General features: G+C 52.6%; 25 protein-coding genes. 4 read left to right on the forward strand and 21 right to left on the reverse strand.

Annotation, left to right across the window (positions count from 1 at the left end):
* Positions 1–880 precede the first annotated feature (880 nt).
* From NTZ04_00090 to NTZ04_00100, 3 genes are all read left to right on the forward strand, one after another.
* Complete coding sequence (locus NTZ04_00090) at positions 881–2053, forward strand: acyl-CoA dehydrogenase family protein (GenBank protein ID MCX5990727.1); 1173 nt, start codon at positions 881–883, stop codon at positions 2051–2053.
* 75 nt (positions 2054–2128) lie between these two features.
* Positions 2129–3550 carry a CoA-binding protein gene (locus NTZ04_00095; protein MCX5990728.1) on the forward strand — a complete coding sequence of 474 codons (1422 nt, stop codon included), beginning with the start codon at positions 2129–2131 and terminating at the stop codon, positions 3548–3550.
* A gap of 207 nt (positions 3551–3757) precedes the next feature.
* A complete protein-coding gene (locus tag NTZ04_00100) occupies positions 3758–4513 on the forward strand; it encodes an SDR family oxidoreductase (GenBank protein ID MCX5990729.1) in 756 nt (251 codons plus the stop codon).
* Between the two features lie 156 nt (positions 4514–4669).
* On the opposite strand, the gene NTZ04_00105 is transcribed toward NTZ04_00100, so the two are convergent.
* The 21 genes from NTZ04_00105 to NTZ04_00205 form a co-directional block, all read right to left on the reverse strand.
* Positions 4670–5149, reverse strand: a complete 480-nt coding sequence (locus tag NTZ04_00105; protein ID MCX5990730.1) for a Zn-ribbon domain-containing OB-fold protein — start codon at positions 5147–5149, stop codon at positions 4670–4672.
* Between the two features lie 18 nt (positions 5150–5167).
* Complete coding sequence (locus NTZ04_00110) at positions 5168–6322, reverse strand: thiolase family protein (GenBank protein ID MCX5990731.1); 1155 nt, start codon at positions 6320–6322, stop codon at positions 5168–5170.
* Positions 6323–6324: 2 nt separating this feature from the next.
* Positions 6325–7473: a thiolase family protein gene (locus NTZ04_00115; protein MCX5990732.1), complete on the reverse strand. Its 1149-nt coding sequence runs from the start codon at positions 7471–7473 to the stop codon at positions 6325–6327.
* Between the two features lie 3 nt (positions 7474–7476).
* Positions 7477–7962, reverse strand: a complete 486-nt coding sequence (locus NTZ04_00120; protein ID MCX5990733.1) for a Zn-ribbon domain-containing OB-fold protein — start codon at positions 7960–7962, stop codon at positions 7477–7479.
* Positions 7963–8136: 174 nt separating this feature from the next.
* On the reverse strand, positions 8137–8586 hold the full coding sequence (locus NTZ04_00125; protein ID MCX5990734.1) for a MaoC/PaaZ C-terminal domain-containing protein: 450 nt from the start codon (positions 8584–8586) through the stop codon (positions 8137–8139).
* 33 nt (positions 8587–8619) lie between these two features.
* The gene (locus NTZ04_00130; protein ID MCX5990735.1) at positions 8620–10197 is read right to left on the reverse strand and encodes an AMP-binding protein; all 1578 of its coding nucleotides are present in this window, start codon (positions 10195–10197) and stop codon (positions 8620–8622) included.
* 15 nt (positions 10198–10212) lie between these two features.
* Positions 10213–11373, reverse strand: coding sequence for an acyl-CoA dehydrogenase family protein (locus NTZ04_00135; GenBank protein MCX5990736.1), 1161 nt, complete (start codon positions 11371–11373; stop codon positions 10213–10215).
* Between the two features lie 48 nt (positions 11374–11421).
* Positions 11422–12213 carry an enoyl-CoA hydratase-related protein gene (locus tag NTZ04_00140; GenBank protein ID MCX5990737.1) on the reverse strand — a complete coding sequence of 264 codons (792 nt, stop codon included), beginning with the start codon at positions 12211–12213 and terminating at the stop codon, positions 11422–11424.
* Positions 12214–12231: 18 nt separating this feature from the next.
* Positions 12232–13101 carry a 3-hydroxyacyl-CoA dehydrogenase NAD-binding domain-containing protein gene (locus NTZ04_00145; protein ID MCX5990738.1) on the reverse strand — a complete coding sequence of 290 codons (870 nt, stop codon included), beginning with the start codon at positions 13099–13101 and terminating at the stop codon, positions 12232–12234.
* Positions 13102–13378: 277 nt separating this feature from the next.
* Positions 13379–14143 (reverse strand): enoyl-CoA hydratase/isomerase family protein, encoded by a 765-nt coding sequence (locus tag NTZ04_00150; protein ID MCX5990739.1) that lies wholly within the window; start codon positions 14141–14143, stop codon positions 13379–13381.
* Between the two features lie 46 nt (positions 14144–14189).
* Positions 14190–15044, reverse strand: coding sequence for a hypothetical protein (locus NTZ04_00155; protein MCX5990740.1), 855 nt, complete (start codon positions 15042–15044; stop codon positions 14190–14192).
* The gene (locus NTZ04_00160; GenBank protein MCX5990741.1) at positions 15041–15955 is read right to left on the reverse strand and encodes a CoA transferase subunit A; all 915 of its coding nucleotides are present in this window, start codon (positions 15953–15955) and stop codon (positions 15041–15043) included. Before NTZ04_00160 ends, NTZ04_00155 begins: the two co-directional genes overlap by 4 nt.
* Before the next feature lie 221 nt (positions 15956–16176).
* Positions 16177–17382 carry an acetyl-CoA acetyltransferase gene (locus NTZ04_00165; protein ID MCX5990742.1) on the reverse strand — a complete coding sequence of 402 codons (1206 nt, stop codon included), beginning with the start codon at positions 17380–17382 and terminating at the stop codon, positions 16177–16179.
* Positions 17383–17447: 65 nt separating this feature from the next.
* Positions 17448–18266: an SDR family oxidoreductase gene (locus tag NTZ04_00170; protein ID MCX5990743.1), complete on the reverse strand. Its 819-nt coding sequence runs from the start codon at positions 18264–18266 to the stop codon at positions 17448–17450.
* 66 nt (positions 18267–18332) lie between these two features.
* Complete coding sequence (locus NTZ04_00175; protein ID MCX5990744.1) at positions 18333–18668, reverse strand: hypothetical protein; 336 nt, start codon at positions 18666–18668, stop codon at positions 18333–18335.
* A complete protein-coding gene (locus NTZ04_00180; protein ID MCX5990745.1) occupies positions 18669–20243 on the reverse strand; it encodes an NAD(P)/FAD-dependent oxidoreductase in 1575 nt (524 codons plus the stop codon).
* 36 nt (positions 20244–20279) lie between these two features.
* Positions 20280–20804, reverse strand: a complete 525-nt coding sequence (locus NTZ04_00185; GenBank protein ID MCX5990746.1) for a hypothetical protein — start codon at positions 20802–20804, stop codon at positions 20280–20282.
* Positions 20805–20837: 33 nt separating this feature from the next.
* Positions 20838–22277 carry an OB-fold domain-containing protein gene (locus NTZ04_00190; protein MCX5990747.1) on the reverse strand — a complete coding sequence of 480 codons (1440 nt, stop codon included), beginning with the start codon at positions 22275–22277 and terminating at the stop codon, positions 20838–20840.
* 131 nt (positions 22278–22408) lie between these two features.
* Positions 22409–23626, reverse strand: a complete 1218-nt coding sequence (locus tag NTZ04_00195; GenBank protein MCX5990748.1) for a CoA transferase — start codon at positions 23624–23626, stop codon at positions 22409–22411.
* Between the two features lie 37 nt (positions 23627–23663).
* A complete protein-coding gene (locus tag NTZ04_00200) occupies positions 23664–24563 on the reverse strand; it encodes an enoyl-CoA hydratase/isomerase family protein (GenBank protein MCX5990749.1) in 900 nt (299 codons plus the stop codon).
* A gap of 266 nt (positions 24564–24829) precedes the next feature.
* Positions 24830–25300 (reverse strand): MarR family transcriptional regulator, encoded by a 471-nt coding sequence (locus tag NTZ04_00205; protein ID MCX5990750.1) that lies wholly within the window; start codon positions 25298–25300, stop codon positions 24830–24832.
* A 141-nt stretch (positions 25301–25441) separates the two neighbouring features.
* Between NTZ04_00205 and NTZ04_00210 the strand changes: the two genes are divergently transcribed.
* The coding region (locus NTZ04_00210; GenBank protein ID MCX5990751.1) for an acyl-CoA mutase large subunit family protein at positions 25442–26455 on the forward strand (1014 nt) is incomplete at its 3' end.

The following is a 26455-nucleotide window of genomic DNA, read 5'->3' on the forward strand; positions in this document are numbered from 1 at the left end:
GGACCTTCTTGGCACATTGAGCGCATCTGATAGCACTCGTGACCAGCCCAAGAGACGATGTGACCATGGCAGCTGAAGCTGTTGCGGCACGTTCTGCGACCGTCAAGAGGCAAAACAAGGGCAGAAGGAGCCAACAAGACGGTTCGGCGAAGCACTCTCGTGATAGACAATAGCCACAAAAACTACATCCGCAACCTACCACTCATCCCCCTACGTATTAAGCGTTCTTGAATCGAACGAGGTGAGGCTACCACAACTGATCATCTGCTGTCAACTTCTGTTGTGGTAGTTGTGGATGTTCTACGATTGTGACAGGGGTTAAGCGTTCAGGGAAAATGTCACCCTATGAGAAAGGAGACAATTTCATTGAATCTAGCCGGGATTACCCGTATCAACTCGTAGTGAACTGACCCTCATCCCTCTTTGATATTAACATCAATGATATACCCATTGTATCCAACTTTCAACCCTGCTCAGAAACCCCCGGACAACCCATAGCATCCTCATCGTGAGATGTGTGAGGCTGTCTGTTACCACAGTACCTCATTCCTTCAGCAAGCGGTTTCCCAGTGTCGCGCCAGGTCATTGTCTGCCGATTCGCCAAGTTCCGTGAGTGCCCGTTCCCCACGTGTCATTGCGAGTCCTTCACTCTGGGAAGGACTCGCAGAAGGGCGACGAAGCAATGCCCTCTCCCATCGATGGGAGAGGGCTGGGGTGAGGGTGATGTCGGCTTGGAGAATGGCTCGCAATGACATGATGACGGCTTTCTTGTCTGCACTGGGGATTTGGGCTATCATGCATAACACAATAGGGTTTTCGCAGCCCCCCGAGTTTGGCGGCTTTGATGTCCGAATAATGGCGATCAGAATGAGAGGGTAGCATGGATCTGCGCTTTAGCGAAGAAGATGAAAGGTTCCGGCAGGAAGTACGTGAATTCATAAAGAAAGAACTGCCGCCTGGCTGGAAAGGGACCGGGCTGCTCTCAGAGGCAAAGGGCGAGGAAGAGTGGCAGTTTGCGCGCGAAATGCTGCGGAAGGTTGGGGCCAAGGGGTGGCATTCCTTAGCTTGGCCAAGAGAATACGGGGGGCAACAGTCCATGACAAAGCAATTCATCTTCAGCGAGGAGATGTACTATCACGAACTACCCGGGGTTGATCTGGTGGGCACCCTTATGCTGGCCCCGGCCCTGATCCAGTATGGCACAATGGAACAGAAGCGACAGCATCTGCCCAAGATAGCTCAGGGCGAGGTGGTCTGGTGTCAGGGTTATAGCGAGCCGGGGGCGGGCTCTGACCTAGCCTCACTATCAACACGGGCCACAGAGGAAGGAGATTTCTTGGTTCTCAACGGACAGAAGACATGGAGTACAAATGCCAACCGCGCTGACTGGTGTTACTTGCTGGCCAGGACTGGCCTCCAAGCCCCCAAACACAAGGGAATCAGCTTCTTGCTCATGGATATGAAAACGCCTGGGGTTTCTGCACGCCACCTGCCCAATATAGTAGGTACCTTCTGCGAGATCTTCCTCGATAACGTGTGTGTTCCTAAGGAGAATCTCGTAGGTAGCAAGAACGAGGGCTGGAAGGTGGCAAACACCGTCCTCGGCTATGAGAGGTCGGGGGTTCACCGCATAGCCGCGGCCTGGAGAAACCTAGACCGACTGATCCAATTTGCCAAGGAAACAAACCGAGGGGGCAGCCCCCTGTTCAAATATCCTTTCATTCGGCAGAAGCTAAGCCAGCTGTACATCGAGGGCCAGGCGGTCAGACTCTTAGCCTACAGGGTTCTGTGGCTTCAGGACACTGGCCGTGACATAAGCTACGAAGTGTCGGCAACACGACTCTCGGGAAGTCTGTTTCAGCAGCGGGTCGCTAGCACCGCAATGGAAATCCTGGGGCCCTTTGGTCAACTGGACCAAGGCTCCGAATGGGCCCCTGAGGCGGACTTTCGTAGAGAATACCTCTATTCCTTGGCGGCTACAATCGGGGCTGGCACTGCAGAAATACAACGAAATATTATTGCCGTCAGGGGCCTAGGACTACCAAGGGTATGAAACAAGCAGAGAGGACGCAGCGCCCCAAGCGGTGTCCGCGTTGACCATCCGACAGGGGGCTGCCAAAATTGGTATATGTCCGTTCTAGACCTTGCTTTTTCCCCAAGATCAATTGCCGTTGTCGGTGCCTCCTCCAACCCTGATTCTCGTACAAATCAGAACTTCCTGCGACCGCTCTTGGCTTTTGGCTGCAAAGCAAGAGTATACCCGGTAAACCCATACCTGAGTGAAGTCGTGGGCTTGAAAGCCTATGCCAGTATTCAGGACGTACCTGAGCCGGTGGATTATGCGATCTGTGCTGTTCCCGCGCCATTGACGCCGCAAGTAATGCAAGACTGCGCGGCCGCCCGAGTGAGGGTGGCAGCAATTTTCACCGCTGGTTTCAGTGAGACTGGAGAGGAAACAGGCAGAAGACTGGAAAGGGATATAGTCGACATAGCCAGACATAGTGGCGTGCGCGTCATTGGCCCCAATTGTCTCGGGGTCCATTGTCCTAAGTCTGGCGTGTCCCTCGAAGCAGATATTCCAAGACGAAGCGGTCATGTAGGCTTTATCTCTCAGAGCGGGGGCAATGCCAAAGAATTGATCCTCGCGGGAGCTGAGCATGGGATATTCTTTAGTAAGGTCGTCAGCTACGGAAATGCTGCAGACCTCAATGAGGCAGACTTCCTGGAGTACTTTGCTGGAGACAAGGATACCAGAATCATCGCTGCCTACATTGAGGGCATAAAGCAACCCCAGAGGTTTGCCAAGGCGTTGAAAGAAGCAGCGGCAGCAAAACCGGTGATAATCCTCAAGGGAGGAAAGACCGAGGCAGGAGCAGGGGCAGCGATCTCGCATACAGGTGCTTTGTCAGGGAGCAAGGATACCTGGGATGCGTTGTGCCGACAAACAGGGACAATGCAAGCTGGCAATCTGGAGGAAATCGCAGACGCTATCCTGGCTTTTTCATTACTGAAGCCGCCGCGGGGAAAGAGAATTGGTATCATTGGAATAGGCGGAGGGGCAAGTGTTCAGGCCGCTGATGACTGCGAGAGTTGTGGCCTTATCCTGCCTGCCTTCCCTGACAAGATCAGGCAAGAGTTAAGGAAATTCGCCCCGCCAGCGGGAACTGGTTTCCGTAACCCTATAGATGCCTCAGCAGAGGTATACTGGAACCCGGCTTCGTTCGCCGAAACGATCAGCCTTGTCGCGAATTGGGATGGGGTAGATGCCCTGTTTGTAATGCTGAGTGCTACGGCTACCCTCAGGCGTGGCATTGAAACCCTCAGAGCCCAAATCGAGGCCGTCATTGAAGTAGGCATGAGGAGCGACAAACCGCTGGCCATTGTTTTACGCACTGGAAACATAGCTAGAGCTGAAGAGATGGCCAGGGAGGTGGAAGAACGATGTGTCGAAGCCGGCTTTCCGGTCTATCCATCTTGCTCGCGCGCCGCGCAAGCCATTAGTCGTCTAATCTGCTACGATGAGGAGCGACGCTTCCAGGTGCAAAGGTAGAACAACTCCAGTCTCGGCGCTATTCTTGACAAGGACAAGCAGCTCGCAGCCAACTTACGCTTGGCTCACAGAAGGTGCGTCACAGGAGGAATGCAATGAAACCAGCAGCCAACCTAGATGGTGCAACAGCTTCAAATATCGCCTACTGGTGAGGCGAAACTGGCAATACACGGTATCACAGCGAATGAGGACTGAAGAGATTGTGGTATGAGACGATTGGAAGGGAGAACTGCTCTGGCAACAGGGGGTGCCTCTGGTATCGGCCAGGCCACAGCTTTGGCCTTCGCCAGAGAGGGTGCAAAGGTTGTGATCGCTGATGTAAATGTCGATGGCGGCAACGCCACGCTGCGTATGGTCAGGGAAATTGGCGGTGAAGCCATTTTCGTCAGGACTGATGTAAGGCGGGCTGACGAGGTTGAGGCATTGGTCAACGAAGTAGTCAAGACCTATGGGCGATTGGACTGTGCCTTCAATAACGCCGGCATAATCGGCAAGCCCACCTCCGCTGTGGAATGCACAGAAGAGAACTGGGACAAGGTAATCAGCACAAATCTCAAAGGTGTTTTCCTTTGCATGAAGTATGAGATCCCTTACATGATCAGGCAAGGGCATGGCGCTATTGTTAACACGGCATCGGTGGCTGGGCTCATAGGTGTTCAACGGAACGCAGCCTACGTGGCCAGCAAGCATGGCATCGCGGGGCTGACCAAGGCGGCGGCAATCGACTATGCCAGATCCGGCATCCGCATAAACGCCGTGTGCCCCGGGTTTATCCGCACGGCCATGCTCGGCCTCCTGGAGGCGAAACCAGAAAGGGAGGCTCGCTGCGTATCCATGGAGCCCATCGGAAGGCTTGGCCGACCTGAAGAGGTCGCCGAAGCCGTCGTCTGGATGTGCTCGGATGCAGCATCGTTTGTGACCGGCCACCTAATGGCCGTGGATGGAGGCTTGGTTGCCAGATAGAAGACAATGCCGGGCCTTGCCGAGCAGACCATCTTGAATGAGAACAAGGAAGGATGTGGAAATGTTGCAGTTTGAAGCCAAAGAGCAGGTCCTCCTATGCGGATGCTGGAAAGAGGAGCGTAGCCAGCCTGCTCCTATCTCCTCCCGGATGATGCCTCATATCTGAGTGAAACACTCGATATCGTGGATGGTGCCCCTTCGTGATTCTTTGAATATGGCTCTCACCCTCGCACCCACAGTTATCTTCTTCTCATCCGTCTCATCCAGCCAGTGCATCAAACATGTATCAGCTCCATCCAGCTTTACATAGATATCAGTGCGAGGCACTTTTATGGGCTTTCCTGTATTGGGGTCAATGTAAGGCAGTTTTACCACCGTAAACGCATAGATGGATCCCTCGGTTCCTAGATCCACCCATTTGTCCATTGTCCTATAGCAGCGCCCACAGACCTCCCTGGGTGGCACATAGACTCTGCCACAATGCGAACACTTTATGCCTAGTATCGTCTTTTTGTCTCTGAGCCCGATGAGAAACTTGCTGATGTAGTGGCCGCAATACCAACGGTACACGTGTTCAGCCCCCCCGGAGCTCATCTCCAAGAGTTCTCCCTCACTGCCAGTTGATATATTCTTCATGCATCCTCCTCCGTCAGGCTAGGGCTTGGTTGATCTCAATATGGTAGCCTCAAACCAGTAACAAGAACCGAAGGCAGTGGCCATGGCTGTGTTCACGTTGGGCACTTGTCTATCCTCTGCCTTGCCCATGACCTGAAGAGCCGCCTCACCAATTCTGATTAGAGCAGTAGCCCCGATCGGATTCGTAGCCAGTACGCCGCCCGAAGGATTCAGGGGCAACTCACCATCCATATCGAAAACGCCTTTTCTGACCAGTTTTGGTGCCTCACCACGGTCACAAAACCACATGTGGTCCATCCAAGCCACGCCGCAGGTGGAGAATGGCAGATAGAGTTCCATCACGTCTATCTCCTTCAGCGGGTCTGTAATGCCCGCCCGTTTGTATACTCTGCTCACTGTCGCCTCGAGAGTGGGCATCGTCTCCCAGTCGTAGTCACCAAAATATACACAATCGTGAGATACAGCAGTGGCATGCACCCAGGCCGGTTTGTCGGCAATCTTTGGAGCTTTGTCCTCTGAAGCATAGATGACAGCACACGCCCCATCGGACCTAGGGCAGCTGTCAAGAAGCTTGATCGGCCAGCAGAGCATAGGAGAGTTCATCACATCCTGTACAGTGATGAACTTCCTGAGATGGGCATGGGGGTTCTTAAGGGCATTGTTGTGATCCCTGACCGTCACCAGAGCCGCATCCTCTTGGGTAGCCCCATATCGCTTCATATACATCGCGTACTGGGCTGCATTTGGGCCAATAGCCCCACCGAAGAAGTCTCTCTCCAATATGGGATCTGCACAGGTACTTATGGCTGCCTGCGTATCGGATTCGGAGTTCTTCTCCCATCCGATGGCCATCACCACATCAAAGAGGCCTGAGGCAACATGATGGTAGGCGCATGACCCCAAAGTACCGCCTGTGCTGCCTCCAGTCGTCACCTTCATGATCGGCCTCCTGAATGCTCCCCAACCATCCACACTCCACCCATCCACGCAGTTGATCCCCTCAAAGTGATCCATGTTGCCAATAACGATGGCATCAATGTCCCTCAGGCCAAGGACGGCATTATCTAACGCCCTTTTCACAGCCTCACTGATCAACTCTTGACCATTGACATCCTTTCTCTTCGAGGTATGATATGTTTGCCCCACCCCCACAATGGCTGCTCTCCTGCCCATTTCTATCCCTCCTCGCCGCTTAGAATCCAAACGCAGTGAGTTTGAGCGCATATTCCGGTGATGCCATGGGCCAGAGCAGTTCTTGCCCCATGTACCTGTCGCTTCCCTGCCTCCCCTCTCAATTGAAGCACAGCCTCAGCGATCCTGGCTAATCCAGCAACTTGAACACTATGCGCCGAGAGGACTCCTCCTGAGGGGTTAACTGGCAGCCTCCCCTCCATCTGTGTCTCACCGCTATCAATCAGTTTGCCTCCGTCGCCGCGATCACAGAAGCCCAGCCCTTCATACCACATGAGTTCCATGTAGGTGAAGGCATCATAGACTTCGGCCACATTGATCTCCCTGAAAGGATCCATAATGCCAGCCATTCTGTAGGCCTTCTTGGCCGCCGCCTCCAAAGCGAAGGAGTATGTCAAATCCCTCTCGCCAAGACGGTATGCATCGGTGCAATGCGCCACGCCCCTGACCCAGACAGGCTTCCTGGCCAGCTTCTTTTTTGCCACCTTCTCTGTGGCGAGAATGATAGCGCAGGCTCCGTCAGAAATAGGTGATGTATCCAGGCGCTTGATAGGCTCAGCGAGCATCCGGGATTTCATCACATCTTCCACCGTGATGTCCATAGCCACATGAGCGTATGGATTGTTCTTGGCGTTCCTATGGTTCTTCACCGAAACCTTGGCACACTGCTCCTCGTTGATTCTGAATCGATTCATATAGGCCCTTGCCTGCAGTGCACAAGAGGAGATGGCATCCATCCCCAAAAGGCGGTCATAGATAGGGTCAAAGGCCTGATTAAAGATTTTTCTTGGAGAACCCTCGGAAACTTTGCAGTGGGCTGTAACCATAGTAGTGTTGTAGACCCCCGAAAGCGTCCTCATCAGGCCGTAGAAAGCACCCAGGGTGCCATCGCCCTCCACGTTCGTGGCATCCCTGCCATACGACCCGGCGGCCTCTGCCACCGCCATGCACGCGATGGTACGGCCATCGAAGAAATCATTGGTGGTTGTAACCACATTGTCAATTTCGCTCAGACCCATGCCAGCATCATCGAGGGCTCCTCTTGCCGCTTCGTACACCAACTCCGCAAAACTCTTGGTCTTGCCCCTCTCATACTTCGTCTGACCAACCCCAACTACGGCCACCTTATCCATGCTTTACCTTGCCCCTTTCATAGGCTTGAAGTATTTGATATCCAGGTAGTTGCCCTTCGGTTTCTCCTCAAAAACTGCCTTTAGTCGCATCCCTTCCCTTAAAGCCTTGAGGTCTGCTTCGCCGACGAGATGAGTCATACCCGTGTCAGCACCATCTAGCTTTATTATCCCGTACGCGAAAGGTGCTTTCATTGGATGCAATTCGGGCTCACTATAATGCACCACAGTGAACGTCTGCAGAGTACCCTCATCGCTCACCTCCACCCACTCGCTCAGATCACTGAAGCACTGATGACAGGTCTTCTTAGGAGGGACTAGAACAATATTGCACATGCGGCAGCGAATGCCGTAGATTTTTCTATTCCGCAGACCAACATAGAACTTGCTGGCCACCGCACCTGCTGCCCAGGTGTAAGGAACCCTAATGACTCCCTGGTGGAGCAGCAAACCGCCCCTCTCTTCAACCTCGAAAACAGTCTCATTCTGCATTCCATCCTCCCTAGACCGGCGTTTCGGATAACAACCACCCAAAGCAATAGAATAATAGGCGGAACATTTCGTTAACAGTTCCCAGCCCGTGACGCATGAAACACCCGGATATTTTATTGCCGATCCACCACACTCTCGGTTCAGGTAACGCTAGCTTGTGGATCAATCATGAGCCTATGCAGTTCCTGCCTCGCGCTTGGCTATGTAGCTCCGCATAGTACCCACCACTACTTCCTCTCCTCTCTGGTTCCTGATCGTCTCTCGAAAAGTAATCACACCACCACGCTCATCCCTGTCCTGTTTGTCGATTGCTGTAAATTCCACATGGATGGTGTCAAGAAGCCTCACCGGGGCGATGAACCTCACCTTATCCATCCCATAGAAAGCAATGATGGCAATTTCAGAGAGAGGAAGCAAACCAGACGCTACCGACAAGACGAGGAAGCCGTGAGCTATCCTCTCCTTGAAAGGACCTTGCTTAGCGTACTCAACGTCTGTGTGAAGCGGATGCCAATCTCCGCTAAAAGCTGAGAACATCACAATATCGGCTTCAGTAATGGTCCTTCCACGGGTAACAATCCTGTCGCCCACATTGAAATCCTCAAAGTATTTCATCTCAGCCATTGGTGCACCACTTCCGAATATGCATTGTATCGTTCAGTGGACCCTACGCTTCTCGGCGCCCCAGTACCTATCGCGAAGCGCCTTCTTGTCATGCTTACCCACGGACGTAAGAGGAATCTGATCCACAAACTCCACCGACTTAGGCGCCTTTATTGATCCCTTTCTCTCCTTGCAGAACTGAATAATCTCCCCAGCGCCCGCCGTCCTGGCCGAATGGAGGACCACGAAGGCCTTCAGAGCTTCACCCCATTTCGGGTCGGGAATGCCGATGACGGCAGCGTCTGCTACCGCCGGATGCTCGTGAAGAGTAGCCTCAATCTCCTTGGGATAGATGTTCCAACCACCACTTATGACCATGTCTTTCTTACGGTCAAGGATATAGATATAGCCTTCTTCGTCTCGACGGCCTATGTCACCTGTGTGTAACCATCCACCCTTCATGGCCTGTGCTGTCTCCTCTGGTTTGTTCAGGTAGCCTTTCATCATGTTAGGCGTTCTCACAGCCATTTCTCCTTCGCTCCCGAGAGGTACATCCTTATCCTCGTCGTCCACTAACCGCAAATGACACATGAGAGTTGGTCTGCCACATGAGGATAGTCTTTCTTCTTCCCCTGGAGAGACAACGTGGTCCTCTTGTCTCAGCGCAGTAAGAAACATGGGGGCCTCGGTCTGGCCAAAGACCTGGATAAGAACGGGACCGAAGGCGGCAAGCGCCTCTCTGAGTCGCTCAGGACCAATAGGAGACGCGCCATAGATAATGGTGTTGAGGCTACTGCAATCGTACTTATTGAGTTCCGGATAGTCCAAGATCCGGTACAGCATGGTCGGCACTATGAAAGTCGCAGTGACCTTTTGCCTCGCAACCGTCTCAAGAAAGAGCTCGGGGCTGAAGCGATCAAGAATCACCTGCGTGCCGCCGCGCAGGCAAATCGGTATCATAAACACGTTAGAGGCATGAGACATAGGTGCCACATGCAGGAAGATATGCCTAACCCCCAACCCTATCTCTGTCAGCGCAGTCAGGTACGTGTGAACGCGGTTCGTCGAGGCATGCATACATCCCTTCGGGACCCCTGTCGTCCCACCCGTGTAGTAGATAGAGATCACATCATCTTCGCTCACGCTCACTGGAGGATCACTGGCCGGCTGGGAAGAAAGAGTCTGATAGAAGTCATTGCTATCGGGAGGGATAGCAGTTCCTTCAGAGATGCATAGAAAATGTCTCACTGTCTCAAGATGAGGTCGCATTTGCTCTACATGGGCAGCATACGTCGCATGGTACACGAGAACGCTCACTACGGAGTCGTTCGCCATGTACGCATTATCAGCAGGAACCACGATTCCCTCATGCAAGATAACCTGCACCAGCCCAGCCTTTGCTAGGCCGTAGTCCAAGATGATGCTCTCGATACTGTTGGAAGTCAGCGTACCTACCCTGTCACCCTTCTTGAGCCCCATGCTGAGCAGAGCATTGCCCAACTGGTTCGCCCTTTCTTTCAGTCCCCGATAGGTCATCTTTCGGTCGCCTTGCACCGCAACAATCCTCTTGGCGTAATGGTCGACAGCCCAGTCCCACAATCCCCCGATGGTGTATCCCAAGTATCCTGTCATGCTAGCCGCCAATACCTAGTCCCGGAGCAACTCTCGCGCGATTATTATTTTCCTAATCTCGGTGGTACCTGCTCCGATCTCACCCAGCTTCACATCCCTCAACAATCGATTCACCGGGTAGTCCAACATGTAACTGTACCCGCCGTGGATTTGCACAGCGTGGAGTGCCGCCTGGGTGGCCACCTGGCCTGCGAGTAAGAGGGCTGCCGCTGCTAACTTGTTAATTTCGGAGCCCTTCCCACCTCTGTCAGCTTTCTGCGCCATGGCTGCCGCCTTGTACATAAGCAATCTAGCCGATTCTATGCCCACATACATATCGACCAGTTTCTCTTGGATCAGCTGAAACTGGCCGATAGGCTGTCCAAATTGGACTCTCTCCTTGGCGTATTTTAGAGACAACTCTAGCGCTCTCTCCGCCATGCCAAGCGTCCAACCAGTGCCTGCCACCCTTTCCATGTCAAGACCACCCATCATCACTCTAACACCCTGGTTTAGGTCACCCAATATGTTCTCCTCGGGAACACGGTAATCATCAAAGATCAGTTCACCGGTGGGGGAACCCCTCTCTCCCATCTTCTCGAGATGCTTGGTGGCAAGAGTGCCCTGATAGCCGGGCTCCACAATGAAAGCTGTTATGCCCTTCGCCCCCTTTTCGGGTTCTGTTTTGGCATACACGATCATGATGCCGGCAACGGTCCCATTGGTGATGAACGTCTTGATACCGTTAAGCACGTAGTGCGTGCCGTCCTTCTTCGCCCTCATTTGAATCCCGACTGCATCAGAGCCAGCGTTGGGCTCTGTCAAGGCAAGGGCACCGAGCTTCTCTCCACTGCACAATGGCGGGAGGTATTTCTGTCGCTGCTTCTCGGTTCCATTCCGATAGAGATTGTCACTGCACAAATTGGAATGGGCATGGCAAGATAAGCTTAGAGCAGGGCAAATCCTGCTCATCTGTTCAAGGCAAATGCACTGTGCCAGATAGTCCATGGCGGAGCCGCCGTACTTCTCTGGGACGGTAACCCCCATCCAACCCAAGTCACCCAACCTTTTCCACACCCAGTCGGGCAACTTGTCCTCCCTATCGATTTGCTGAGAAATGGGCTCAATCTCCCTAACCATGAAATCATAGACAGACTCCGCGAGCATTTTGTGGGCTTCGCTTAGCTCAAAATCCATCCGTCTTCCCCTCCTCCAACTGTGCACCTAGATCCAAGCAGGCAATAGCTACTTGCCCTTAAACTCGGGCTTTCGCTTCTCTATGAAGGCTTGTATCCCCTCTCTTGCATCTCCCGTTCCACAAGCTGCGCCAAAACACTCTGCCTCATAGTGCAGTGCGCAGTCCAGATCCATGTCCATCCCGTTGTTCACTGCCAACTTTACCATGCCGAGTGCAATTGGGCCCTTGGAACAAAGCTTCTCGACCAGTTCGTCCACGGCTCTATCCAGTTCCTCAGCAGGTACAACTCTATTCACCAAACCAAGCCTGTAAGCTTCGGCGGCGGGAGTCAGCTCACCCAGCATATTCATTTCTATGGCCTTGGTCCTACCTACTAGCCTGGTGAGCCTCTGAGTTCCTCCCATACCAGGAATAATGCCAAGGTTGATCTCAGGTTGCCCAAAGGCCGCCTTCTCGGAGGCAATCCTAAAGTCACAAGACATGGCGACTTCATTTCCACCACCAAGACAGAGTCCGTTTATCCTGGCCACCACAGGTTTGCGAATTCCCTCAATGAGGTTGGTAAGCGACTGCGCGCGTAATGAAAAGTCCCGCGCCTGTATCGCGCTCAATGTTGCCAATTCGCCAATATCCGCCCCGGCGCAGAAGGCCCTCTCGCCTGCACCCGTGATGATTATGGCACGGATGTTGTCATCGGCTTCCGCGTCGCCTAAAGCATCTCGCATTTCATCCGCCAATGCAGTGTTCAAGGCGTTCATCACCTTAGGCCGATTGATGATTATTGTGGCAACCTTGCCTTTCTTTTCATATATGATGAGTTGATATTCTTTCTGTGACATCTCATGCCCCCTTCTCAACTAGAGTGGTCTTTTGGCAAACATGGTGTAGAATCCCTTGCCGACCTTTCTTCCCAGATAGCCACTATCCACCATACTCCTCAGTATGGGAGCGGCCTTATACCGCTCCCAGCCGGTCTGCTGGTAGATGGAATCAGCCATGTCAAGAACAACGTCTGCACCCGCCAGATCTATCATCTCAAATAGTCCGATGGGCCAGTTGAATGCCAGCTTGCATACTTTGTCTATATCATCCGCACTTGCTAGGCCCTCTTGCAGAATCTTGAGCGCCTCATTGCCGGCTGCGTTGACTATCCTATTCGCCACAAATCCAGGAGAATCCTTCACAACGACTGGTTCCTTGCTTAACGACTTGCCGAAATTGACGCTGATGCTCACGGTTTCGTCGGAGGTAAGCAATGACCTTACTACCTCAATAAGCCGCATCATAGAAACCGGATTGAAGAAATGCATGCCGATGAACTTCTCGGGGCGCTTCGTTACAGATGAGAGCAGACTAATGGGCAGTGACGACGTATTGCTGGCAAAGATCGTCCTCTCAGGGCATATCGCATCGAGCTGTTTGAGTACCGGGTGTTTCACTTCTACCTTCTCAAATACCGCCTCAATCGCATAGTCAACGTCCTTGGCGGCCTCCCTCATATCCGTCGTGGCCCTTATCCTGGCTTGAATCTTGTCTGCGTCAGCCTGCTGCATCGTTCCCTTCTTGACCATCCTGGCCAGACTACTGCTGATGTTACCCATACCGCGATCAAGTACCTCTTGCTTCAAGTCAACCATAGCAACCTCATAGCCTGACTGGGCCACTAGCTGCGTTATGCCGCTGCCCATTGTTCCTGCACCTACGACACATACCTTCTTTATGTCCACTTGTACCCTCCTCTCCATAGATTAATCTCGCATAGCCCACAAGGCTCTTACGCACACTTTCCCGTCAGAGCCAATGTGGCTGCCGCCGCTCAATGCTCTTTCGCAAACCAAGAGTTTCCCTGCCAAGCTCGCAACGGTCCTCTCATGCCTTAAAGAGAGCCGACGGTGTTCACCATCTCTGATATGGATTCGGTTTCATTTGTCCAGGCCACCATAGGCCTACGTTAGCCCCGCACGGCTCGGAACTGTCCATCTCTGTATGACAATGAGTCAGCTTCTATTTCCCTGTGAACCTGGGCTTTCGCTTCTCCATGAAGGCTCGCCTAGCTTCGGCCACATCATCTGTAGCGAAAACTGAGGGCATTATCCCGAGTGCAAAATCCCAGTCTTCATGGGACTTGCGATTTAGTATCCTTTTTATGGCAGCCTGTGCAAAGGGCGCGCCATTCTTAAGTTTATCGCATACTCTAGCGACCTCTACCCGCAGCTGGTCATGAGGCACCACGGTATTTACGAGACCAATAGCCTTGGCTTCCTCAGCGCCGATATCATTTGCCATAAGGGACAGATAAGAAATCCGGTGCTTGCCCATTATCTCCATGCCACGAGTCAACGTCTCTATGGGAATGGCCCCATGGTTAATCTCCCTTATGCTGAACTTGGCCTTGTCTGATGCAACTACGATGTCACCGGTCAACGTAATTCCTGCGCCAAATCCATAGGCAATTCCGTTGACAGCCATGACCACGGGCTTTGGCATGTACTCAAAGTGATTGAATGTCTTGGCCACCAGTTGCATGAAATACATGCCACCACCAACCTTTTGGAAATCGAAACCTGTGACGTCAGCCCCTGCAGAGAAAACGTCCTCTTGGCCGGTTAGTACCACCACCCTCATATTCTCATCTTCCTCGATGTCAGTCAGCGCAGCGTCCAAATCCTTGAACATCTGATGATTTGCCGCGTTCTTCTTCTCCATCCGGTTGAAAATGATGGTAGCCACCCTATCGTCCTTTTCCAGCCTTATTGTCTCGTGACTCATATGTTCTCTCCCTGTCGCCTGCTTAGGAAGCCCATTCCCGCAGCCTTCAATAGCCCAGTGCTTTGATCTCTCTATCCAGAATCTGTTTGAGGTAGGCAGGTCTTTCCTTGCCCGGTATGAAGTCAAAGGCCACCATGCCGTAGGGATCAACCTCTTCCCGGAGGATTCGGATTTGCTCTTGCGTCGGCTTCTCGGTCTCGGGGACATCCTTCGGGATCGCCAGTTCAAAGCCGGTGTTATTGATCACGTCATCCACAGTAACGCCTGGGTGCACAGAGGCAATTTTGAAAGGTCTCCCTTCCTCCTCCTTTATGAGAATGGCAAGGTTGGTAATGAGTTTTATGGGGCCAGGTCTGAGACCTGCTTTTATTCGCTCTTCATTGCCGATCTTCCACCTCGTCCCGGTTATGAAGTCAACCTTGGGCACCAGTGTCCTCTTGCTATGATTGGGGAAATAGCCAATCATCTTGCGATGCATCTTGACTACTTCCGGTGCACCTGCTCCTCCCGGCCCACGCAACATTGGCCTTTGGTAGTCCCCTACAACTGAGAGATTTATATTGCCATACTGGTCTGTCTGGATGCTGGAAATGGGCTCAACATCCACGCCCACCCCTAAGTAAAGCGAGTTTATGCATTCAGTCATATTCCAGCGGGCAACGCCGCCCTTAGTAGCCGCTGCCTCATACGTAGCGAAGGATAACCGGAATGGCCTAGCATCGACCGACGAGTAGGCCATATACATAACATTGGGAGCATGTGTTACCTTCGCCAGGAGGTAGCTCACAAAGGCAAGCGGGGTGAAGGAGCCCAGGATGAGTATGTCCCCGTCCTCGATCTCTGCGGCCACTGCCACACACATCAGCTCTGCCGGCTTGTAGTCATCCGAATACTTGCTCATAGCAACTTCACCTCCCGCGCAAGCTTCTTCAGTAGATTCATCTGCTTGAGACCGCCTACAGCCTCCAGGTACTCATCCTCCGATTTCATCACATATTCATCCAGATAACCCTTGAAGGTCTCAGGGCTTGCTGCCATTTCCATATATTTCATCATGTGCCACGGATCACCGACATAACTCGGCACCAAGGAAGTGGGATGAGCCCCAAAAGGCTGTTCTATTACCATGTCGACATAGAACCTCGGTATCTTTGTCTTGTAGGGATTCTCTCTCAAGACTTCGGTAGGGACTATTTCCTCTACCGTTACGATGACCTTTCCGGCCGCCTTGGCCAGTTCCAGATCGGATCCTGCGGTACCTTCAATCTGGATGTTCCCTGCCGGGTCAGCTCGCTGGGCATGAATTAGGGCTACGTCCGGCTTGATGGCAGGAACTGCTATCATCTCTTCACCCGTGAAGGGGCAGTTTATTACCTTATAAAATTCTGGCCTCTGCTTGAGGAAGTCAGACCCAAAGGGTCCGCGATAAGGTAAGAAGGGAACACCTCTGCCTGCCGCCTCGAATCCCAGGATTATGGCCAGACCGCTGATCTCATCGTACTTTAGACCCCCCTTCTCGACGGCACGTCTGAAATTCATTGGCAGACCGTAGGCCTCCATACTGACGAAAGAGAACATCAACCTGTCTAGGCAACCAGCTCCGACCATCAAATCAATGTCTATGCTCCCCAAGATAGTCATGGCATATAGATTCTTTATCTTGGAGCGGATTATCTGACGTACAAGCGCCATCGGGTGGCTACTCAACCAGGCTCCTCCTATCGCCACTTTGTCTCCATCTTCTATGAGCTTAGCAATATCGCCCAATTTAGCCACCTTGTTTTGGTTTAACACCTTGTCTCTTCTTGTCATTTCACCTCCCCCGCTTGCCGGTTTTGCTTGTGCTAGGACATATTGTCACACAGAAGACAGCATCTCGAACAGCGTTGTTGAAAACCTGGATGTAATTCCGGCGACCAGTACAAGTGCATCGCATCTATGCACTTTTCCCCGGAATGATCACGGACCCTCCTTCCCATAATCGATGCCCCTACAGATGGTGCACGCGAATTGGCGTCGGGTTCCAGCTTCTCTTAGCGCCCAACTATCATAATACTGACCACATTCCTAGGAGGAACACCACCCAGATTATGGGTTAGCCCGATCCGCGGGTTCTTTATCTGCCTGGCTCCTGCTTTGCCCTGAAGCTGCTTATACATCTCGTACATCATTCGAAGTCCGGAGGCACCGATGGGGTGGCCGAAGCACTTCAAGCCACCGTCCGGCTGACACGGAATCTGCCCACCCAACTCAAAGAACCCAGCATCTATGTCCTCCTTTGCTCTTCCCCTGGGTGATATTCCAAGATCCTCGTACGTAACTAGCTCGGTGATCGAGAAGCAGTCATGAACCTCCATCATACTTATCTCCTGACGTGGGTTAGTTATCCCCGCCTCCCGATAGGCTCTGGGCGCTGCACGACAGGTTGACTCAACGTGGGCAAAGTCATATTTCGTGTGCATCAATTCCTCGCCTGAGCTCGCGGCGATCTGCGATGATTTAATGAACACGTGATCGTCCCTGAAACTCCTGGCCAGGTCTGCTCGAGTTACAATGGCTGCGGCAGCTCCATCACTCACGCCACAGCAGTCGAAAAGCCCCAGGGGCCAGGCAATTATGGGGGATGCCATCACTTGCTCAATGGTCACCTCCCTTCGAAGATGAGCCTTCTCACACAAAGCACCGTTGTGATGGCTCTTTACCGAAATCTTGGCCAAGGTCCTCTTGCCTTCCTCAGGGCTAAGTTTGTACTGCGAGAAGTATCTAGTGGCCATCATGGCAAACAGTCCGGGCGTTGTATTATTGGCCAAGATGATCCTCAACTTAGTTCCTACAGCCATTACGTGCGAAAACTCAGGCAGACCGCCGTAGCCCGTATCCTTGAGTTTCTCCACACCTAGTGCCAAAGCAATATCATAGGCGCCTGCGGCAATCGCATAGGCAGCCGCCCTCAACGCTTCGGATCCGCTGGCACACATATTCTCGACCTTCGTCGCCGCAATAAATGGTAGTTTTAGTGCAGTAGACAGAGGTATGGCGCTGTGTCCCACGCTCACCTCAGTCATTTCAGGGCCACCCTGCCAGGCTGCCTGAATGTCTTTCTTGTCGATTCCGGCATCCTTAATCGCCTCATTGAACGCGTCAACCATTAGGTCTTCAGGACTCTTGTCCCAGAGTTCGCCAAACTTGGTGCAGCCCATCCCTATTATTGCAACTTTGTCCCTAATGCCTTCCGACATTTTGCCTCCATCTTTCCTCTCGTTCTAGGACTCTGCGCAGGACGGAATCCTTTCCTGCGTCATACTTAAGATATTGATAATCCTTGATCCAGGTATATGTTCTGCCCCGTCATATTATTGGAAGCGTCCGACGCCAAATAGACAGCCAGAAGACCAATATCCCTTGCCTCGCCTACTCTTCTCAAAGGCAGGCTCTTCAAGGCTGCTTGCAGAAGCGCCTCATCCTGGAAGAATCCCTCCGATTGGTCAGTGCGGACGAGACCGGGGCCAATGGCATTAACATTGATGTTGTATCTAGCCCATTCGAGAGCCAACATCTTGGTAAGCATGGCAACCGCAGCCTTGCTGGCCGCATAGGGCCCTCTATGAGGCGCTACTTTGGCAGCATATCCTGAAGTGATATTGATGATCTTCCCTTTCTTTCTCTGGATCATGTAGGTCCCAACCGCTCTGGTGCAGAGGAAAAGGGCCGTCAAGTTGGTGTCGATCACTTTTCGCCATTCCTCCTCGCTCATGAGTGTAGCGAGGTCTGTCGCAGGGTCTGCTCCTACCACTCGCTGGCTGGAGTCGGGCAGGATAGGCTTTATTAGAACAATACCCGCGTTGTTGACTAGTATGTCAATCTTGCCAAAGTCATGAACGGTCCTCTCTGCCATCCGGGCAATCTCTTCGGCTTTGGTTATGTCAGTCGGAATGGCTAGACCTCTCCTCCCAATCTGGCATACCTTCTGGGCAGTATCCTCGATTTCTCCAGCAGTCCGAGCCACTGCAACCACATCTGCTCCTGCCTCAGCCAGGGTTAGAGCGATGGCCTTGCCTATGCCCCGACCGGCGCCGGTCACTATGGCTGACTTGCCCTCTAGGACAAACTCCTTGAGTACCATCCTTCTCTCCTCAACGTTGAATAACCTTTCGCTAGTACCAGCCAAGACCTAGCACAACCGTTCTCTTTATTCTGCATCGATCCCTTTGCGTGGGCCTTTGAAACACCTGCGACACGCCGCCCTCACGGTGAAATATGGAATGAGCAAAATATAGGAAACCACACCCCAGGAAAAGACAACCTTGAGACCTTTCAAAAGTTCCTCGGATGTGAATATCATGTCCATACGCATTACACCTAAGGCCTTGCCATCTACAATCAGTCTATTATCCTTACGCTTGACCGCGTAGAATTCCGCTATTACTTCCCCATCTTCGTTGAATACTCTTGCGCCGTTGCTCATCACTGCTACCTTTGATAACTCATCTTGACCTTGTTGTTTTTGGTTTTCGAAGACTGCCAACTATCTTCCTACCACCTTCTTAAAATCGATGCCCAAATCCTCCATGAGCACCTGCGTCATTGCCCTGCCACCACCAGACACACCGCCTCCCGGATGAGTACTGGCTCCGCACATGTAGAGCTTCTTCACGGGCGTTCTGTACTGGCCCCAACCGGGAAGAGGTCTGTTGGTGAGGAATTGTGACAGATATGCGCCGATGTGCATTACATCCCCCTCGATCATGGCGGGGTTGTACCTTTCGAGGTCCAGCGGGCTCATTATGGCCCTGCCCAGAATGTTCTCGGGCCCCATATTCGTAGTCCGCTGGCGTACCATATCCAGAATGCCATCCGCCACCTCCTGTTTGATAGCATCCCACCTGGCAGCACCGCCCGGCTTCAGGTTGTACGGCTCATAGTGATAGAGATAGCCGGTATGCCTGCCAGCAGGAGCGCGGGTAGGATCACACTGAGTAGCCACAATCATCAAAGGCATTGCTGTGTTCGGAATCCCGTACTTATACTGATCAAATAGACGGAGAAAGTCATCCATATTACCCGGGGTCAACTCCACCATGACCGCACGGTCAACATCCCCACCCACCTTGTACTTCGGGGCGTCCTTCAAAGCCAAGGACTGGTTCATGGCAGAGAACGGACTGTGTTTGATGCGTTTGACCTTGTCTTGGAACCCCTCGGGCAGGTCGGCGCCCGTCATCAAATTGAGGAGAAGCTGTTTCACATTGACATTGCTGACAATAGCCTTCTTCGCCAGGATTTCCTCCCCACCCTCCAGTATCACTCCCTTTGCCTCGCCGCCGACCACCTTAACAGCCGTAACTGCACTGGACAGCCGGATAGTACCGCCGTTGTCCTTTATGCAAGTTGCCAGCTTTTCTGTAAGTGCTCCTGAGCCACCCTCCGGCCATGCAATTCCCCAAGTATGGAAATAGGGCAGCCCGAACATATAGTACCCCGTCCCGATCTCATGAGGAGCGAACATGACCTCGGATGCCCACCTATTCAGAGCAATCCTCATCTGCTCGCTCTCGAACCATTCTTTGGCGAGTTCAGTGGTGCTGGAGAGGATCACTCTCATGTACTCGCGTCCCATATCGCTCTGATCCATCAGGGACATGAGACGACCGAAAGGTGCTGCTGGCGAAAACGTGGCCACACCACCCGCCTTGAGGAGTGGACCAGCACCTTCGACGAACTTACGATACATTTCAGCATCATGTCGTGAGAACTGCGCTATGGACTGACACGTTTTGTCCAAGTCCCGATAGAAAACCAACGCACTATCGTCCGGAAAGACAATGGCAAGCTGTGGGTCTGGCGTTATGTACTTTAGTCCATACTTTGACCTCAGCCCCAATTCATCCCGGTGAATCATCGGATTGGCCTGCATGGTCATGTGCACCGTAGCGCCCGGATCATGTATGAACCCTGGCAAAGTGAGTTGCCGACTGGCAGCACTCCCACCAACAATGTCAGACCTCTCAAGTACACAAACGTCCAGCCCTGCTTTTGCAAGATAAGCAGCGACTATGAGCCCGTTGTGTCCTCCGCCTATCACCACTACGTCGTGTGCCATCGTTCTTCCCTCCTCCAATAATTGATGGGATCTGACCTAAGATGGAGACTCGTGGGACTCGGTCATTTCGTAGTAAGAGTAACAGCCATCGTTTCCCGTCACCAGGAATTTGTCGCCGGTCAGTTTTATGCGTGGGTTTGCTGCCTTCGCCGCTCCCTCCTCGATAGCCCTCGCCACGATCGGGCAGGCTTTCCAGCATTCCCTGCCGATGACATCAGCGACATTGCAGTGACGCACCTTGTAGAGATACCGATTCTCCCCCACCTTCTCGATCAACGGACGTTGCTCCATAGTGAAAAGAAGTTCATCCCCCGCTTCCAACACCTTATGAAGCGTGTCCTCAAGGCTTGCCTTACCTGGCACCAGGCCCGCCTTCCTCACCGGGACTTGCCAGAATCCCCAGTCTCTCAGCCCTTCATGAATCGCCTGCAGCCCTTCCTCACCGTACTTATCGTCAATCACCTTCACCATTCTTGCAATTATGCGCCACAGGAGTCTCTGGGTGGCATTCAACTTCGCAGCAACTTCAGGCGATCGACTTGGATCAACTTCCTTCGTCATCTCAGACCCCCTAACTCTGTTTGGATCTGGCAATCACACTCTTATGGGTGCGGCTTTCCAGAAATAACCACAGATACCATGGGTTTCATCAACATACCGCCTGCGGAAGGTCATCTCCACCGGCATATCTACCTTCAGCGACTCAGGCTCAGCATCAGTAACATCGAAGATGAATCTTCCCCCACCATCGAAGTCTATCACTCCGTACATCTCCGGTGGGCTGACGCTGAAAGCCAAGCTATCGCTGGTGTAACTGAACAAGCGACCTCTCTTATCAGCAAAGCGATAGTCTTCCATCTCATCAACAGCTCCGCATTCTGGATCCACGCAGATCCTCTGGCTGGGGTATTGTGGTGTCCCACATCGCTTGCACTTCGACCCATGGAGTGCCAGAATCACCTTGCGGTCCCTCCACATTAGGGTTACCTGTGTGGGGCCAGTCTCTCCACGAAGACCCTTTTCGATAGGGAGCACATCCCGAAAGGTCAGATACTTCTCGTAGCTAGCTAGCTCCTTCTTCGAAGTGAGATGATTCTTCATCCCGCGCTTCTCAGCCATGTCAACAATGTCCTTCGTCACCTCAAAGAACAGGGCATCGCTTCCATTGCCATAGCTGGCGACGAGTATCTTGTCACCTGGCTTGGCTTCCTCGAATGCGGCGACAAGCATCATCAAGGGATTAGCAGCACCAGCATCACCGACTGTGCTGAGCAATTCCTGCTGGACTTGGCTGGGCACAAACCCAAGACTCTTGCCTATGGCGGCATGCTCTCGAACATAGAGGCACGGATAGATTACCTTAGCGAAGTCTTTGGCTCTCAAGCCGTATTTCTTCAGGAGACCTGAAATGGCCTCACTGACGAATTTCGTATAGCCCTCGTCGCGGATCCATCTATCTTCCGAAGTATGTACAAATTTGTCGTCCTCAGCCCTCCAGCGGTCCATGAAATCACTGGTAATCGAGAAGGATCCTCCTGGTATTGCAATCACCCGGTTGTCTCCAACTACAAAAGCAGCAGCCCCATCTCCGTAGTTTGCCTCTCCAAAGCTACCTGGCTTCGCCACACGGCAATCGGAAGCGCAGACAATAACGCTCTTTGCTGACCCAGCCTTGACGGCATCACATCCTGCGATAAGAGCTGCGGTACCCGCCTTGGTGGAGTTAGTGAAATCAGCAGTTCTGATACTGGAGCTGAGATCTAGAGCAGAGGCTACAATGCCAGCGTCCTGCCTCTCCTTATAGGGAGGGGTAACCGTGGCAAGGTACAAAGCTTCCAGTGTTTCTCTTCCGCCCCCGCTTAGGCAGTCAGACCCAGCAGCAACCGCCATAGTGACAGCATCCTCGTCATAGTTGGCGACAGCCTTCTCTCCGGGAATACCCCCTGTATTGAACCATCCCATAGCCGTGGTGATCGTCTTGCGGTTCAAACGGTACCATGGTACATAAGCTCCATACGAAACGATTCCTATCATCTTCTATGCCTCCTCAAAGTGTTGACTGTGAACCCATGTCATACTGCTCCGAGGCGTCAATCTCTCATGAAACGTAGAACACCACCCAGGATCAGTCCCACCGCACTCTGGGGGGTACACTTCAATCATTGTTAGATTACCCCCTCGTCTTTCAAACGGGCGATATCACCCCATTCATAGCCAAGCTCCAAGAGCACCTCTTCAGTGTGCTCTCCTATCTCAGGAGCCTTTGTTCGGGGACGTGCTTCCATCTTGGAGAGGCTGAAAGGCACGCCGGGGATCTTCACATGACCCAAGACAGGATGGTGGAAATCAGTCACATAGTCATTTGCCAGCACCTGGGGATCTAACGCAGCTTCGGAAACAGTATTGACAACGTCCCAAGCGAACTGGGCCTTCTCTTTGAACCTCTTGACCCATTCGTCTCTAGACTTCTGAGCAAAGATTGAGTCCAGGAGTTTAATGAACTCCTTGTTGTTGTCCCTTCTCATCTGTGGTGTGGCAAGCAGCTCCTCCACCTCTTTCCCTGGAATGTCGAGCATTTCTCGGACGTTGTCCCAGAATCTGTCATATTGCATGTCGGAAAGTTCTATCCATTTGCCGTCGGCGCACCGGTAGCTATTGGTAAAGGCATTCCCTGATCTAGCCCTGGAATGTCTCGGTTGCTGCCGCCCGCGCCAAAGTGCAGTTTGGATATTGAGCGCCTGCAAATGTATCGCCGAACCCAGCATGGACACGTAGATCTCCTGACCGATACCGGCCCGCTCCTTAGCCAAGAGTCCAACCAATATGGCATATGCCGTCATTGTTGCCGCCAACTGGTCTACCACAGCTCCGACTATCTCGAAAGGTTCTGGGCTGTCTCGATCTCCGCAGGCCATCATCAGACCCGAACGTGCCTGCGCCAGGACGTCGAAGGCCCGCTTCTCCGCATCTTCTCCCTTTGACCCATATCCCGAAGCAATTACGTATATGATCTGAGGGTTGTGCTTACAAAGGTTTTGGTAGTCCAATCCCAAACGTTCGCGCAATCCCTCACGATAGTTAGTGTAGAACACGTCGGACGTTTGGACCAGGCGATAGAATATCTCACGTCCCTTCTCCTTGCTCAGGTCGAGGGTAATGCCCCTCTTGTTGCGGTTGAATGTCTCAAAGACAAGGTTTAGGCCATGAGGCAACATCATTTGGCGATCCCAGAGCTTCTGAGAGCCCCTGGAAGGATCACCAACGCCAGGTTGCTCCACCTTTATCACCTCTGCTCCAAGGTCACCAAGCATGTAGCCGGCACCTGCTCCATTGATAAAAGATGCCCATTCCAGCAATCGAATGCCATCAAGTGGTCCGCTCATCTGTCTTGCTCCGGTTTCTGAAACTGCCTCGAGTATTCTATTTCTTGTCGTAGTACTTCGGGGGATTCTTCGTGTGCCGGTCTTGCATTCCGTGCAGGGAATCTTTTAGACCCTGGTTCCTGCGCTCCTTGAAGAAGTTATATTCGTCGGGCTCCCAGCGCAGATTGGTAAACAGAGTATGTGAGAAATATGCGGCGCTGACGCTGGCTGTATGCATCCCCATTATGTTCAACCACAATTCCAGGGTGGATTTGCCTATGGCTATACCATCCCGAGGCAACTTTGCCAAGTCTTCAGCCAGTTCCCTCACTTCGCTCTCAAGTTCATCAGATGGGACAGCCTTCGTCACCAAAGTCATGTCAGCCGCTTCTTTCCCCGAGAATCTTCTGCCCGTGAAGATGAGGTCTCTGGCTCTCTTGAAACCTACAGTTAGAATAAGAGATGCCACAAACGGATTGGCACTCCCAACAGTCCCAATCCGTTCTTCAATAAAGCCTAGCTCAGCGTCATCAGCCACTATAGCAAAGTCACAGAAATGCAATATCATGGTGCCTGCGCCCAAACAATAGCCTTGCCCTACGCCAATGGTGATCTTGGGGCAGTAGAGAATCCTGCACCAGTCTTCCATGAATTTCTTGTCATACTTCAGCCTTATCCGCAGACTGGGACGACGCTCTCCTTGTCCCCCTGTTCCGAAACCGTAAACAAAGCCGGCCTGGGATAGGTCCTCGCCAGCGCAGAAATGCTTGCCGGCGCCCTTGATTACTATTATTTTTACCTCATCGTCATCCTCTGCCTCAGTCATAGCACTCAGCATATCAGTAAAAACACCCTCTTTGGTACCCATCATGTTGAGAACATTAAGCTTCTCAGGACGATTAAGTGTGATTGTCGCAACCCCCCCCTTTTTCTCATAGATGACGTACTTATATTCCATTACAGCCTCCCTAGAGTGAGAATTTTTCGCGACGTTGGGCAACTAATAACTAAGAGTATACGATAATCAACCTCACACAACAAGGATGAGCATATCACCAGTACTTTTTGGCGTCAAGCGCTCGTGTGGTTGCTACTGCTATGCAGCCCATCGGGGCACCATGCTCCTGCTCTCAAGATCTCCAAGCCCCGTCCGCGGATGGCCGCGGGGGGTATCATGCTACTCTTCCCCAGGTGGAAGTTGGCCTGCCTCATTGTCTTCGTGTATTAACCATACGGGGGTAAGACTCCGCTTGTAAGCTCTTCGATCGCCCTCTTACGCAGTTTCCCTAGTACTGCCAGCATCATGCCAGTTTCCTGTGGGGAGAGTTCTGCCAATATTCCAGCAATGGCCCTCACCCTTTTTTGACGTCCGAAAGCCAGCTGACCTTCACTTGTCAAGACCACCCTGGTGACATTCTTTCTCTTGGGATCCCTTGTTCTCGTTACAAGACCTTGCTTCTCCATGCGATCGAGCAAGTCATAGACCGAATGAGGTCTTCTAAACAGCAATCGTGACAGATCGGTAGGGGTGAGAGGCGTCTCAGATGTTTTCACCCAGAACAGCACCGCAGCTTGACTCATTGTAAGGTCAAGCGCCCTCAGTTCTTTCTCAGCAACCCTAATCATTACCCAATACGCTTGATTGAATGTTGACCAGAACTGTCCGTAGCCCTCGCTCAGCCCGCTCGGTTCCATCCCCTCTCCTTTTGCCGTGTGTCTTTGCGATATATTCAAACGCTTCATGACTATTGTCCCTGTGATATTATGTGATATTATAGGTGATATTGTAAGTAGGTGCCAAGTTGATGAGAAGTCGTGAGGGATAAAGGAGCTTCAATGGCCGAAAAGAAGAATGGGCAGATTTACTCAGCCTCTGGGATCCCCATAAAGGATATCTATACCCCAGAGGACGTGAACAAGATCAACTACGAGAAAGACATCGGTGCCCCCGGCAAGCCCCCATATACCCGGGGCGTGTACGCCAGTATGTACCGGGGCCAACTGTGGACCATCAGGCGTCTGACCGGCTATGACAGCCCGGAGGCCACCAACGCCCGCTACAAGGAGGAGTATGCCCTGGGGCAGACAGGATTCTCCATTGCTCCCGATATCTCCACTGCTTCGGGCATGGACCCGGATGACCCTAGAGTAGCGCATGACATTGGGCATGCCGGCGTTCCCATCTACTCCATCGAGGATATGGAGACCGTTTTCAAGGATCTGCCTATAGAGAAGTGCTCCGCCTATCTGGCGGACAGGACCAGTGGGTTGTTGACACCGGCATACTTCGCCATGGCACAGAAGCGAGGCATACCTCTTGCCCAGGTCAGAGGGACAACGGCCTACGACATGCTGACCTGGAGTTCGATGGAGATTGCCAATCAGCCGCCGCCTGAAGGCTACCTCCGGCTCTGCGTGGATCTCATCGAATGGTGCGCTCAGCACGCACCGCGGTGGTACCCCATATGCATGAACTCCTACAACCCCAGAGACAATGGCATCAGCGCTATCCAGGAGTTGGGCATGCTCATGGCTGATGTCATTCAGTACTGTGAAGAAGGAAAGCGGCGGGGCAGGGTTCCAATGGACAAGTTCTGCAAGAGATTTTCCTTCAACATGGCTGCCCACAACGACCTCTTCGAGGAAATATGCAAACTACGTGCGGCCCGGCGCATGCTGCGAAAGATCATCAATGAAAGATTCGGGGTACAGGACCCGGCATGCGGGCAGTTCCGGGTGCACGTCCAGACCTCAGGCTCCACTCATACGCACCAGGAGCCTCTGAACAATGTCATCCGCATCGCCTACCAGACGCTGGCCGCTGTCTTGGGCGGAGCCCAGTCCATACAC

The sequence above is a fragment of the Chloroflexota bacterium genome, from assembly GCA_026389585.1.
Classification (GTDB): domain Bacteria; phylum Chloroflexota; class Dehalococcoidia; order UBA2247; family RBG-13-53-26; genus JAPLHP01.